A 13,278-nucleotide genomic window follows, 5' to 3' on the forward strand; every position below is an offset into this window, starting at 1 on the left:
CGCCATGGAGCAAATGAACACATCGTTGGGGGAGTTCGAGTCGACCCTGAAGAAACATGCCCAGGAACTGGTCGAGAGCCTCGAGCACGGCCGGTTCGGCGAGGCGGTGCAGCTGATCCATCAGCTGAACCAGACCCGTGACCGTGGCCTGTACCAGGAAGTCGGCAAGCTCACCCGCGAGCTGCACAGTGCGATCGTCAGCTTCCAGATCGACCCGCGCATGCCGCAGGCCGAGGAAGTGTCGCAGATCACCGACGCCACCGAGCGCTTGTCCTATGTGGTCAAGCTGACCGAAGGCGCGGCCAACCGCACCATGGACCTGGTGGAGGCGAGCACGCCGCTGCTCAACGACCTGCAAACCGAGGCCCAGAACCTGAGCGCCGACTGGCAGCGCTTCATGCGCCGCGAAGTGGCAGCGCCGGAGTTTCGTGACCTGGTCAAGCGCGTCGACAGTTTCCTGACGCAAAGCGCCGAAGGGAACCGCAAGGTCGCCGGCCATCTCAACGACATCCTGTTGGCCCAGGACTACCAAGACCTCACCGGCCAGGTGATCAAACGGGTGACCGCGCTGGTCACCGAAGTCGAAAGCAATCTGCTCAAGCTCGTGCTGATGGCCAGCCAGGTCGACCGTTTTGCCGGTATCGAACATGACCACCAGCAGCTGCGTGCTGAAAAAGATCAAGAAAAACATCCGACTCGGGGTGAAGGTCCGCAGATTCATGCCGATAAGCGTGAAGATGTCGTGTCCGGTCAGGACGACGTCGACGATTTGCTGTCCAGCCTGGGTTTTTAGGGAGCACGTTCAATGAGCTTCGGCGCCGATGAAGAAATCCTCCAGGATTTCCTGGTAGAGGCCGGCGAAATCCTCGAGCAACTGTCCGAGCAACTGGTCGAGCTGGAAAGCCGACCTGAAGATGCGGACCTGCTCAATGCGATCTTCCGCGGTTTTCACACTGTAAAAGGGGGCGCCGGCTTCCTTCAGCTCAATGAGCTGGTGGAGTGCTGCCATATCGCCGAGAACGTGTTCGACATCCTGCGCAAAGGTGAGCGCCGGGTCGACGCGGAATTGATGGATGTGGTGCTCGAGGCACTGGATACGGTCAACAGCATGTTTGGCCAGGTCCGCGAGCGCAGCGACATCACCCCGGCCACGCCCGAGCTGCTGGCTGCGCTGTCGCGCCTGGCCGAGCCGGCCGGTGCCGAAGCCCCAGCGCCTGTCGCGCCAGCGCCGGCCGTTGTCGAAGCCGAGCCTGCTGTGGAGCCCGACATCACCGACAGCGAGTTCGAACAACTGCTCGATTCGCTCGATGCGGTAAAGGCCCAGGCCGAGGCCGCCGAGCAGGTGACAGGCGAGGTCGCGGGCAGCGACAGCGACGAGATCACCGATGCCGAGTTCGAGTCGCTGCTCGATCAGTTGCACGGCAAAGGGCAGTTCTCTGGCCAGGCGTCTGCTGCGATGCCGACTGACAGCGTCGCGGCGCCGGCCAGCGATGAAATCACCGACGATGAATTCGAAGCGTTGCTCGACCAGTTGCACGGCAAGGGCACCTTCGCCGCCGATGCGCTGTCCGGCGCCACGGCACAAGCGCCAGCGCCGGTCGAGGCGGGCGCCAATGGCGGTGACATCACCGAGCACGAGTTCGAAGCCTTGCTGGATCAATTGCATGGCAAAGGCAAGTTCTCCAGTGACGCGGCCGTGGTAGCGCCAGAGGCCGTGGCTGCCACCGCCTCTGCCATGGCCAAGGCCGACAGCAAGCCTGTCGCCAAGCCTGAACCGGCACCGGTGGCCAAGCCTGCGGCGGCCAAGCCGGCCGCGCCCGCGCGCGCCGCGGCTCCAGCTGGCGAAAAACCGACGGCCAGCGAAGCGGAAACCACCGTGCGGGTCGATACCGCGCGCCTGGACGAGATCATGAACATGGTCGGCGAACTGGTGCTGGTGCGTAACCGCCTGGTACGCCTGGGCCTGAACAGCGGTGACGAGGCCATGTCCAAGGCCGTGTCCAACCTCGACGTGGTCACCGCCGACTTGCAGACCGCGGTCATGAAGACCCGCATGCAGCCGATCAAGAAAGTCTTCGGCCGCTTCCCGCGCCTGGTTCGCGACCTGGCCCGCCAGCTCAAGAAGGAAATCAACCTGGAGCTGGTCGGTGAGGAAACCGACCTGGACAAGAACCTCGTCGAGGCTCTGGCCGACCCCTTGGTGCACTTGGTGCGCAACGCCGTCGACCATGGCATCGAGATGCCTGACGAGCGCGAAGGCACTGGCAAGGCGCGTACCGGCCGCGTGGTGCTGTCGGCTGAGCAGGAAGGCGATCACATCTTGCTGTCGATCTCCGACGACGGCAAAGGCATGGACCCCAACATCCTGCGTGCCAAGGCTGTCGAAAAGGGCCTGATGGACAAGGATGCCGCCGACCGCTTGAGCGAGTCCGACTGCTACAACCTGATCTTCGCCCCGGGCTTCTCCACCAAGACCGAGATCTCCGACGTGTCCGGCCGTGGTGTGGGCATGGACGTGGTCAAGACCAAGATTTCCCAGCTCAACGGCTCGATCAACATCTTCTCGGCCAAGGGCCAGGGTTCGAAGATCGTCATCAAGGTGCCATTGACCCTGGCGATCATGCCGACCCTGATGGTGATGCTGGGCAACCAGGCGTTCGCCTTCCCGCTGGTCAACGTCAACGAGATCTTCCACCTGGACCTGTCACGCACCAACGTGGTCGACGGCCAGGAAGTGGTGATCGTGCGCGACAAGGCGCTGCCGCTGTTCTACCTCAAGCGTTGGCTGGTCCAGGACCAGGTGCACGAGGAGCAGCGCGAAGGGCATGTGGTGATCCTTTCGGTCGGCACCCAGCGTATTGGCTTCGTGGTCGACCAGTTGGTGGGCCAGGAAGAGGTGGTGATCAAGCCGCTGGGCAAGATGCTCCAGGGCACCCCGGGCATGTCTGGCGCGACCATCACCGGCGACGGTCGTATTGCGTTGATCCTCGACGTGCCGAGCATGCTCAAGCGTTACGCCGCCCGGCGAATTTGATTTCGGTGGCGCACCTTGGCGGTTGCGCCGCCTAATGGAGTGTTTATGGCAGTCAAGGTCCTGGTGGTGGATGATTCCGGTTTCTTCCGCCGCCGCGTCTCGGAAATTCTCTCGGCCGACCCGACTATCCAGGTCGTGGGTACCGCGACCAACGGCAAGGAAGCGATCGACCAGGCAATCGCGCTCAAGCCGGATGTCATCACCATGGACTACGAAATGCCCATGATGGATGGCATCACGGCGGTGCGGCACATCATGCAGCGCTGCCCGACGCCGGTGCTGATGTTCTCCTCGCTGACCCATGAGGGCGCCCGGGTCACTCTCGACGCCCTCGATGCCGGCGCGGTGGACTACCTGCCGAAGAACTTCGAGGACATCTCGCGCAACCCGGACAAAGTGCGGCAGTTGCTGTGCGAGAAGGTCCACACCATCTCGCGCAGTAATCGCCGATTCGGCGGTTACGCCACCGCCAGCCCGGCGCCTGCGCCCACCAGCCATGCGCCGACCAGCAGCTTCGCAAGCCCTGCACCGGCACGGACTGCGGCTCCTGCCGCGCCCGTGGCCCGTTCTGCGGTCAGCAGCCATTCCCCCGCACCCAAGCGCAAGCCTTACAAACTGGTGGCCATCGGTACGTCCACCGGCGGCCCGGTGGCGTTGCAGCGCGTGTTGACGCAACTGCCGGCCAGCTTCCCGGCGCCGATCGTGCTGATCCAGCACATGCCCGCGGCGTTCACCAAGGCCTTTGCCGAGCGTCTGGACAAGCTGTGCAAGATCAGTGTCAAGGAAGCCGAGGATGGCGACATGCTGCGCCCGGGCCTGGCTTTGCTGGCCCCTGGCGGCAAGCAGATGATGATCGACGGTCGTGGCGCGGTGAAGATCCTGCCGGGCGATGAGCGCCTGAACTACAAGCCCTGCGTGGACATCACTTTCGGTTCGGCTGCCAAATCCTACGGCGACAAGGTGCTGTCGGTGGTCCTCACCGGCATGGGCGCCGATGGTCGCGAAGGTGCTCGCCTGCTCAAGCAAGGCGGCAGCACCGTCTGGGCCCAAGATGAAGCCAGCTGCGTGATCTATGGCATGCCGATGGCCATCGTCAAGGCCAACCTGGCCGATGCGGTGTACAGCCTGGACGAGATCGGCAAGCACCTGGTCGAGGCCTGCGTCTGATGGATGTTTTGAGCCTGATTGGCCTGATCCTCGCGTTCGTCGCCATCGTCGGCGGCAACTTCCTGGAAGGCGGCCATGTCGGTGCCTTGCTCAACGGCCCGGCGGCCTTGATCGTGCTGGGCGGTACCCTGGCGGCAGCGTTGCTGCAGTCGCCGCTGTCGGCGTTCAAGCGGGCGTTGCAGATCCTGCGCTGGATCTTCTTCCCGCCGCGCGTTGACCTGCCGGGCGGTATCGACCGAGTCGTCAACTGGAGCCTGACCGCGCGCAAGGAAGGCCTGCTGGGCCTTGAAGGGGTGGCGGATGCCGAACCCGATCCCTATGCGCGCAAGGGCCTGCAATTGCTGGTAGATGGCGCGGAACCCGAGTCGATCCGCAGTATCCTCGAGGTCGACTTCCTGACCCAGGAAAGTCGCGACATCCAGGCGGCCAAGGTGTTCGAAAGCATGGGCGGCTATGCGCCGACCATCGGCATCATCGGCGCGGTCATGGGCTTGATTCATGTGATGGGCAACCTGGCCGACCCGTCGCAGTTGGGCAATGGCATCGCCGTGGCCTTCGTTGCCACCATCTACGGCGTGGCCAGCGCCAACCTGATCCTGCTGCCGATCGCCAACAAGCTCAAGGCCATCGCGCTGCGCCAGTCGCGCTACCGCGAAATGCTGCTCGAAGGCCTGCTGTCGATCGCCGAAGGGGAGAACCCACGCTCGATCGAGCTGAAGCTGCAAGGCTTCATGGAGTAAGCCATGGCTCGCCGTCGTCACACCGAGGAACACGAGAACCACGAACGCTGGCTGGTGTCGTACGCCGACTTCATCACCTTGCTGTTCGCCTTCTTCGTGGTCATGTATTCGATTTCCTCGATCAACGAGGGCAAGTACAAGGTCATCTCCCAGGCCCTGCTCGGCGTGTTCAATGACCCCGAGCGCAGCATGAAGCCCATCCCGATCGGCGATGAGCGCCCGCTCAGCGTCACGCCTGCCGAGCCGCTGATCAAAGACAGCGAACAGACCGACGCAGGCCTGGCCCAGAGCAATGCCGACCCGCTGAAGACGATCAGCGATGATGTGCGCGACGCTTTTGGCGACCTGATCAAGTCCGATCAGATGACCGTGCGTGGCAATGAGCTGTGGATCGAGATCGAACTCAACTCCTCGCTGCTGTTCGGCAGTGGCGATGCCATGCCCAGCGACACGGCGTTCTCGATCATCGAGAAGGTGGCCAACATCCTCAAGCCTTACGCCAACCCGGTGCATGTCGAAGGATTCACCGACAACTTGCCGATCCGTACTGCCCAGTACCCGACCAACTGGGAGCTGTCTTCGGCCCGGGCGGCGAGCATCGTCCGCCTGCTGGCGATGAACGGTGTCAACCCGGCGCGCATGGCCTCGGTGGGCTATGGCGAATACCAGCCGGTGGCCAGCAACGCGACGGCCGAAGGCCGGGCCCGCAACCGTCGGGTGGTGCTGGTGATTTCCCGCAACCTGGAAGTACGCCGCAGCCTGACCGGATCGGGTAGCGCCAATGCCACGCCGGACGCGGCCTTGCGACGGGCTGGCACACAAACTGCACCGACAACGCCTGCACCGGCAGTTGGGGGCTGAGCCCGTCAATTGTCCGTCACTGAATCCATACCGTTCCCGGCAGGGCAGGCGGCCATTGCGGGGGGAAGCAACGCACGATGAGAGTCTGGGCAGTAGCCAATCAAAAAGGTGGCGTCGGCAAGACCACCACTACCATCGCCTTGGCCGGGTTGCTGGCCGAAGCGGGCAAGCGCGTGGTCGTGGTGGACCTCGACCCGCACGGCTCGATGACCAGCTACTTCGGGCACAACCCTGATGCCTTGGAGCACAGCTGCTACGACCTGTTCCTGCACAAGGGCACGGTGCCTGAAGGCCTGCCAGGGCAATTGTTGTTGCCCACCAGCGACGAGCGTATCTCGCTGCTGCCTTCGAGCACCGCATTGGCCGTGCTCGAACGCCAGTCGCCGGGGCAGAGTGGCCTGGGCCTGGTGATCGCCAAGAGTCTGGCGCAGCTGTGGCAGGATTTCGACTTCGCCCTGATCGACAGCCCGCCGCTGCTGGGTGTGCTGATGGTCAACGCCCTGGCTGCGAGCCAGCAGTTGGTGATCCCGGTGCAGACCGAATTCCTGGCGGTCAAAGGCCTGGAGCGCATGGTCGGTACCCTGGCCATGGTCAACCGCTCGCGGCGCCAGGCGTTGCCCTACCAGATCGTGCCGACCTTGTTCGACCGGCGCACCCAGGCGTCCCTGGGCACGCTCAAGGTCTTGCGTGACAGCTATGGCGAGCAGGTCTGGCAAGGCTACATTCCGGTCGACACACGCCTGCGCGATGCCAGCCGGGCAGGGGTCACACCTTCGCAGTTCGATGGCAAGAGCCGGGGGCTGATCGCCTACCGGGCGTTGCTCAAGCATTTGTTGACCTACAAACCCGCATTGCAGGTGGCCTGATGAACCCAGCACGGCAGACCACCACCAGGCCGCAGATGGCCTTGCAGTCCTACCTCGATGGCCTGTTGCAGGAGGCCACCGAGGAGTTCGATGCGCCGCAAGCACCGGTCGAAGAGGCGATCGTCGATGAGTTCGCCGCCGCCGTGCGTGAGGAACAAGCCAGGGACGCCGAGCGTCAGGCTGCTCCGGCACCGGTTGCGGCACGGCCTTTCGCTGAGCCGAGCGTTGTTGCGGTGTTGCCGACGGTCCTGAAGCCGGTCGAGGTGGTGCCGGAGCCTGTGGCCGCCGTGGTCGAGCCCGAAACCCCAGTGGCCGAGGCCCAGGTGATCGAGCCGGTGGCGCCTTTGGTGGATGTGTACCTGCCGGCCGCCAACCCGCCTGTGCCACCGGCGACGGTGGACGGTCGCCCGGCCTGGGCAGCGGAGCCCTTCGAGTGCCTGCTGTTCGATGTCGCGGGCCTGACCCTGGCAGTGCCGCTGGTCTGTCTGGGCTCGATCTACAGTCTGGCGGGCCAGGAACTGACGCCGCTGTTCGGCCAGCCGGACTGGTTCCTGGGCATCCTCACTTGCCAGGCGGGCAATCTCAAGGTTCTGGATACCGCGCGCTGGGTCATGCCCGACCGCTACCGCGACGACTTCCGCCAGGGCCTGCAGTACGTTATTTCCGTTCAGGGCTATGAGTGGGGGCTGGCGGTGCATCAGGTCAGCCGCTCCTTGCGCCTGGACCCGGCCGAGATCAAGTGGCGCAGCCAACGTGGCCAGCGCCCGTGGTTGGCCGGCACGGTGATCGAACACATGTGCGCCTTGCTCGATGTCGCTGAACTGGCCGAGCTGATCGCCAGCGGCGCCGTCAAGCAGTTGCATGCCAAACACCAATGACTGAAGGCCACAACTGCCGTGGCCAAAGCGAGCACACCGCCAATGGCGGATTTTGAGGGGTAGGGGAATGAAAAAGTCGTCTGCACAAGGTTCCGAAGATCCGATCCTGCAGTGGGTAACCTTCCGCCTGGACAACGAGTCCTACGGCATCAACGTCATGCAGGTGCAGGAAGTCCTGCGCTATACCGAGATTGCGCCAGTGCCGGGTGCGCCGAGCTACGTGCTGGGCATCATCAACCTGCGCGGCAACGTGGTCACGGTGATCGACACCCGTCAGCGTTTCGGGCTGATGCCGACCGAAGTCACCGACAACACCCGCATCGTCATCATCGAAGCGGACAAGCAAGTGGTCGGTATTCTGGTCGACAGCGTGGCTGAAGTGGTTTACCTGCGTCAGTCCGAGATCGAGACCGCGCCGAATGTCGGCAACGAAGAGTCGGCCAAGTTCATCCAGGGCGTGTGCAACAAGAACGGCGAGCTGCTGATCCTGGTCGAGCTGGACAAGATGATGACCGAGGAAGAGTGGTCCGAGCTGGAGAACATCTGAGTTGATTTTCGAGGCTGCTGTCGTTTTCCTGGCGCTGCTCTGGGCGCTGAGCCTGTGGTTCTTCCTCAACTACAGCAAGCGCCAGCGAGAGCTGGCGGCCCAGCAGGCCCAGGGCGATGCATTGCGTGACCAGCGCATCAAGGACCTGGCCAAGCGCCTGGATGACTACCAGAACGGTACCGTGCGCATGGGCGAGGCGATCCATGAGTTGCGCGCAGTGCTCGCGCCATTGCCGGAAAAACTCCAGCAACTGGAGCAGCGCGACCCCAACAGCGTGACGTTCACCCAGGCGGCCAAGCTGGTGGGAATGGGAGCCAGCATCGATGAGCTGACCCGCACCTGTGGTTTGACCCAGGCCGAGGCGGAGCTGATGAGCAAGCTGCATCGCAGCGAGTGAAGCACCCATACCCTGAAAAGCCCGCGCCTGGCGCGGGCTTTTTTGTTGCCTGGAGGGGCTGTCAGTCCCTGGCCCAGGAATGGAACCCGCCGACTCTGGCCATGCGGTTCAGTGGCAGCCATTGGCGTATCGCGTTGCGGTAGGCCCCCATGTCGATGAAATGCCCTACATCGACCGGCATGCCATAAAGCTTCATGACCTGTCGCAGGGTCTTCAGCGGCGCAAGCCGCTGATCGACCACGTCGGTGAGCAGCGCCGGTCCGGTCATGTGGCTCAGGCGCGCGGCATAACGGTAGAAGCCCGCGGGGTCTTCGGCCAGGGTAGGCCTGTGGTCATAGAAGTCCGGCTCTGCCAGGTATCGCGCACGCATCTCCTCGGAGATCGCCAGCAAGGTCGGGTTGCCGGGGTGGCTGCCGATCAGGCTGGAGTTGTACAGGCAGTACATGCTCATCTTTTCGTTGGCCATGGGCGGGGCGAGCAGCAGGCCGTCGCCAGTGGTGACGAGCGCTAGCGTGTCGATCGCTTCGCCCGGGTTGCCTGTCGGTTTGCCGTTGACCACGCGGGGATACTCGCCCGGTGCCAGCAGGTAGTCGTCCACATCCATGTACAACCCGCCCTCCTGGTACAGCATCGGGTAGCGCAACACGTCGCACGCCGATGCGTAGTTGCGTGCAACGCCGCCATTGCCGTCCAGGGCGGCCTGGTACTGGGCGTGGTAACTGCCCTGGCGAAACGAGCGGAAGAACGCTTGCTCCTCCAGGGGAAGCACGTTTAGGTCTGGTGCAAGTTGGGCGAGCAGCGTCTGGTTTTCGGCATACACAGCCGGGGTCGCATTCGACAGGTACAGGCGCAGGGTGTACTGGCTGTCGCGCAGGCGCTTGGCATTGCTGGCGAGGTTGGCCATCAGCCTGGGGTCGATGACCTTGTCGCCGACCCAGAGGCAGGACACCTGCTTGGGAATGGGAGCGGCATCCGCGTCTGGGATGGCCGGCAGTTCGATCGGCAGTGGCAGGTCGATGCCCAGGGCTCGCAGGCTGGCCGTGCGCATGCTGTCGGTAGCTTCCCGTCCCCTTGCGACCGGCACCAGGTCTTGGCTGCCGGCGCGTGCGACATAGCCGGTAGGGGTGATGTCGTTATGTTCCAGCTTGATGAAAACGTCGCGCTCCAAGTCGTAGGCCATATCCGTCCTGACGCCGTCGATGCGCGCGCTCAACTGGTCGAAGTCGCCGTTGTACCTGGGGGTTCGGGTGACCAAGGCACTGATTGCCGGGTCACCGTCGGCCAAGGGCGCGATGGGCTCTGGGGCATGGAAGTAAGGGGCGATGTCCGGCGCGGGCAGGTGTGGCGGGCTGACCGGGCTCAGGGGGTAGCCCCATCGTCCGCTGATAACGTCTGGCGCGATGAAATCGTCACTCAATGCGCGAAACACGGCTGCGCCCTTGGTGAGGGCGCGGGTCGCCAGGGGCAGGGCATTGAACAGGCCGTAGACCACATCTGCGGCGCCTTGGGCCTTCTGCTTCTGGGTGCGGGCATTGAGCAGTTGGTCCAGGCCAAGGCCGAACTGGGCGATGCCGCCGGCTGCGAGCACGGGTGCCAGGCTTGGAAAGACGAACGTCAGGGGCAGCAGCAGGTTCAAGGCCGACGCCAGGTAGTCGCGCCAGCGGCTTTTGTTCACTTCGTCGTCACTGGTGATGATGAAATCGGCATCGTCATAACTGCGTTGCCGTTGGCATTCGGTCAGGGCAGCGAACAGGTCTTCCTGCAGTGCCGGGCTGTAATGGTCTGCCCGATAGTTGATGTATTCACGAGGAGGCCAATGGCCGCTGCGGGTAAAACCGGGGCGATCAGGGTCTAGGCTGTGGCGCGCGGGATAGTCGCCAAGGCCTGCGAGCGCGGTGTCCAGGCCGCTGTAGCTGAGGCCGTCGGGGGTATCGGCGAGGGCGAAGAACTGCCTGAATGCCTGGCGTTTGGCTGCGTCCCGGCACTGCTCGGCAAACCAGTCCTGCATCAGGCCTTCGTTGGCGAACTCTCGCAGGGGCGAGCTGTTGCCTGGGATGTACAGCACCGTCAGGCCGCTGGAGGTGTCCTGAAGGTAGGGCAGGTCGGTCGATACGTAGCCATAGACGTTCAGCATTCGTATCCGTGGCATTTGGGAGGCATGCTCCAGCCCGGCGGTGCGCCATACGAGTCGACGCGCGGCATCGGACAGACTGCCTTCGACCACCTGTTTGTTGCAGGCGGCGATGAACGCGATCTTCGTCGACAGGCGGTGGCTGTGCTGGTGCGAGGCCCAGTAGTCATCCAGCATCGCCCGGTAGGCGGCATGGAAATCCAGGTGTTCGATGAAGTACTGGAAGTCCTCGGCAGGCAGCTGGATGTGGGTGGACTGGGTGTACTTTTGCGGTGTGGTCTGCTGGAACAGCCCGTTGTAGATGCCATGGCGCTTGTCCGCATCCAGTTGCCCGACCAGCGTGAGGCGGTCGGTATCGGGGAAGGCGCCGGCCCAGGGCGCACCGAAGGCGCTCCCGATCAGGTCATTGGCCGATTCGCCCTGCCAGTTCGACAGTACGGCCTGGGTCAGTGTCATTTTCTGCGCGACGACGGCGACACGGCCTGTCCCCGGCCGCCACTGGTGGTGCAGGACCACCACGTCGCAGTGGTCCGGGTCCAGGGACAGCCCGCGGCCTTGCGCCCATTGGCGGATCGCCTCGGCGGCGGCGCGATCAGGGCGGGGAAAGTGGCTCAGGTGGTCGCGAACGTATTGCACGCCCGCGTCGTTGACAGGTAGCGGATTCATCGTGGATTACCCAATACATGGAGGAGTGGGCCACGATGCCTTGTCTCGCGGGCGTACCAGCGCTACTTAGTTACATCAGGTGAGGCCGGCAGGCGCAGGAGCATTGGGGTGATGTCGCGCTCGGCGGTGGGCTCATCGTCAAAGCCGACCGGCACTTTGCCGCGTAGTTGCCAGGCGAAGGCGATGATCTCGGCAATGGTCAGGTACAGCGCTTCGGGGATCTGCTCGCCCAGTTCCAGTCGCGCCAGCAGGCGGACCAGTTCGGCGTTCTCATAGATCGGCACTTCATGCTCGCGGGCGATGGCGAGGATGGCTTCGGCCAGCTCATCGTCACCCTTGGCGCTGAGGGTAGGGGCCTGCTGGCCGTCGTAGGTCAGGGCGATGGCTTGGCGCGGTTGCTTGTCGGTCATGCGTTTTCATCCACCCAACGTTGTTCCAGGCGTGTACGTGGCCCCTGGGGCGGGACGCCGGGGTGACACTCCAGTTCGCCCACATCCAGGCCACGAGCCACCAAGCGCTCGCGCAGCGTACCCAATTGGCGTTCGATCAGTTGCGCCGTCTGTTGCTGTTCGGCCCACAGGTGGCCAGACAACCGCCCCTGGCTCAATTGCGCCTGGACCTGCAGCGGGCCCAAGGGGGGCAGATCGAAGGCCAGCTCGATGCGCCACAGCGACTCCAGTGGGTCGCGCTGGCTGCGCTGCGCATCGGCGTGTTGCTCCGGCGTCTGCTCCTGCTGCAGCTTGACCTGCAACGGCACGAATTCCTGGCCATGGCGGATGGGGATCTCGGTCTGCCAGGTGGTCTGCAGGTTGCCGTTCTCTGTGACGCCGGTCTGCTGCAGGCTGGCCAACTGGTGGCTTTGCAGGCGTGAGATGGCGGCGGCGGCCAGGCGTAGCAACTGCTGCAGATCGCCTTCGGCTTCCAGGCTCTGGAGCAGGCGCGAGGGCAGGGGGAAGGTGCCGGGTTGGGGGCGGGGGCTGTTCCTGTCGAGCATCCCCAGGGCGCCGCGGGCCATGGCCGGAAACGCCTGGGCCAGGGTGGCGGCGGTGGCAGGGCTGCTCAGCGCGCTGCTGGGCAGGTCGGGAAACGCTTGGGCCACCAGCCGGACCAACTGCGCCTTGAGGTCCGGTACCAGACCTGCGCTGGCACCGCCGAGCAGCTTGGCCTCCAGGAACGCGCCGCTGTTGTTCAGGGCCTGGGCGAGGGTCTTGGCGTCGCTGAGCTGGCGGGCCTCGGGCAGGCTGGCCAGCAGGCGTTCGGCACTGGTCTTGAGTTCGGCATTGGCGCCGGGGTCGCGGGTGATCTGCTGCAGTGCATTGAGCAGACCCGATAACGAGGCCTGGCGGCTCTGCTGGGTGCCCAGCTGTTGGGCTATCGCCAGTTGGTCCTGACGGCCGCTCAAAGGCACGAAGCGCAACGACTGGTCGCCCTGCACCAGCGCGCTGAGCAGGCTGCCCACCGCCAGTGGGCGGGGGCTGTCGATGGTCAGGGTGGCACCGGCCTGGGCGCTGTTGAGCAGGCTGACCAGTGAGCGGAAGCTGGCAACCTCGCCGGGGTTTTGCGGCAACAACTGGCTGGTCAGGACTTTACCTTGCAGCAGGGTCCCGACGGGAACCTTCGCGGTGTCGAGCTGGGTGAGGGTCGCGATGTTGTTGGCGTTGACCTGTTGCACCAGGATGCCCAGGCGGTTGCTGTCGGTCTGGGTGACGGTCACCTGGCTGCCCGGGGGCAGCGGCTGGCTGGTGCTGGCCTGCAGCTGGGTCTGGTTGCCGTTGGCCTGGGTCAGGCGCAGCAGCAGTTGAAAGTCCAGTCCCACCTGGCGCAGGGACAACACCTCAGCCCGGGCGGTCTCGCCCGGTGCCATCAGGCCCGGTTGCGGCTGCAACAGGCGCAGCAGCTCGCCGGTAACCGCCGCCTTGCCCGCCTGGAGGCTTAACGCGGTTTGTGCGCTGAGACTATTGATTTCAGTCATGATTGTATACAACCTGTCG

12 protein-coding genes are annotated in these 13,278 nt (G+C 64.2%); 9 read left to right on the forward strand and 3 right to left on the reverse strand.

Translation table 11 applies throughout. The features are described from left to right. Positions 1-4: 4 nt before the first annotated feature. From ACNFCH_RS08600 to ACNFCH_RS08640, 9 genes are all read left to right on the forward strand, one after another. Entirely contained in the window at positions 5-793 is a 789-nt protein-coding gene (locus ACNFCH_RS08600) for a protein phosphatase CheZ (protein WP_196165288.1), read from the forward strand. Between the two features lie 12 nt (positions 794-805). Then, positions 806-3,034 (forward strand): chemotaxis protein CheA, encoded by a 2,229-nt coding sequence (locus ACNFCH_RS08605; RefSeq protein WP_416742625.1) that lies wholly within the window; start codon positions 806-808, stop codon positions 3,032-3,034. Positions 3,035-3,079: 45 nt separating this feature from the next. After that, positions 3,080-4,201 carry a chemotaxis response regulator protein-glutamate methylesterase gene (locus ACNFCH_RS08610; protein ID WP_337157099.1) on the forward strand — a complete coding sequence of 374 codons (1,122 nt, stop codon included), beginning with the start codon at positions 3,080-3,082 and terminating at the stop codon, positions 4,199-4,201. After that, on the forward strand, positions 4,201-4,941 hold the full coding sequence (locus ACNFCH_RS08615) for a flagellar motor protein (RefSeq protein WP_043212813.1): 741 nt from the start codon (positions 4,201-4,203) through the stop codon (positions 4,939-4,941). Before ACNFCH_RS08610 ends, ACNFCH_RS08615 begins: the two co-directional genes overlap by 1 nt. A gap of 3 nt (positions 4,942-4,944) precedes the next feature. Continuing rightward, the gene (gene motD, locus ACNFCH_RS08620; protein ID WP_337157098.1) at positions 4,945-5,802 is read left to right on the forward strand and encodes a flagellar motor protein MotD; all 858 of its coding nucleotides are present in this window, start codon (positions 4,945-4,947) and stop codon (positions 5,800-5,802) included. A gap of 77 nt (positions 5,803-5,879) precedes the next feature. Next, complete coding sequence (locus ACNFCH_RS08625) at positions 5,880-6,668, forward strand: ParA family protein (protein ID WP_043212817.1); 789 nt, start codon at positions 5,880-5,882, stop codon at positions 6,666-6,668. Then, the gene (locus ACNFCH_RS08630; protein WP_416742626.1) at positions 6,668-7,546 is read left to right on the forward strand and encodes a CheW domain-containing protein; all 879 of its coding nucleotides are present in this window, start codon (positions 6,668-6,670) and stop codon (positions 7,544-7,546) included. The genes ACNFCH_RS08625 and ACNFCH_RS08630 overlap by 1 nt, the downstream gene beginning before the upstream one ends. A 67-nt stretch (positions 7,547-7,613) precedes the next feature. Continuing rightward, positions 7,614-8,093, forward strand: a complete 480-nt coding sequence (locus ACNFCH_RS08635; protein WP_003254393.1) for a chemotaxis protein CheW — start codon at positions 7,614-7,616, stop codon at positions 8,091-8,093. Position 8,094: 1 nt separating this feature from the next. Beyond that, entirely contained in the window at positions 8,095-8,490 is a 396-nt protein-coding gene (locus ACNFCH_RS08640; protein WP_416742627.1) for a DUF2802 domain-containing protein, read from the forward strand. A 61-nt stretch (positions 8,491-8,551) separates the two neighbouring features. Here the strand turns inward: ACNFCH_RS08640 and ACNFCH_RS08645 are convergent, their stop codons facing one another. The 3 genes from ACNFCH_RS08645 to ACNFCH_RS08655 all read right to left on the reverse strand — a co-directional run bounded on the left by ACNFCH_RS08645 (position 8,552) and on the right by ACNFCH_RS08655 (position 13,259). Next, the gene (locus ACNFCH_RS08645; protein WP_416742628.1) at positions 8,552-11,287 is read right to left on the reverse strand and encodes a dermonecrotic toxin domain-containing protein; all 2,736 of its coding nucleotides are present in this window, start codon (positions 11,285-11,287) and stop codon (positions 8,552-8,554) included. Positions 11,288-11,349: 62 nt separating this feature from the next. After that, complete coding sequence (locus ACNFCH_RS08650) at positions 11,350-11,697, reverse strand: EscU/YscU/HrcU family type III secretion system export apparatus switch protein (RefSeq protein WP_416742629.1); 348 nt, start codon at positions 11,695-11,697, stop codon at positions 11,350-11,352. Next, positions 11,694-13,259, reverse strand: coding sequence for a flagellar hook-length control protein FliK (locus tag ACNFCH_RS08655; RefSeq protein ID WP_416742630.1), 1,566 nt, complete (start codon positions 13,257-13,259; stop codon positions 11,694-11,696). Before ACNFCH_RS08655 ends, ACNFCH_RS08650 begins: the two co-directional genes overlap by 4 nt. Positions 13,260-13,278 lie beyond the last annotated feature (19 nt).

Origin of the sequence: Pseudomonas sp. NY15354 (genome assembly GCF_048068075.1) — a bacterium.
Lineage (GTDB): Bacteria > Pseudomonadota > Gammaproteobacteria > Pseudomonadales > Pseudomonadaceae > Aquipseudomonas > Aquipseudomonas guariconensis_C.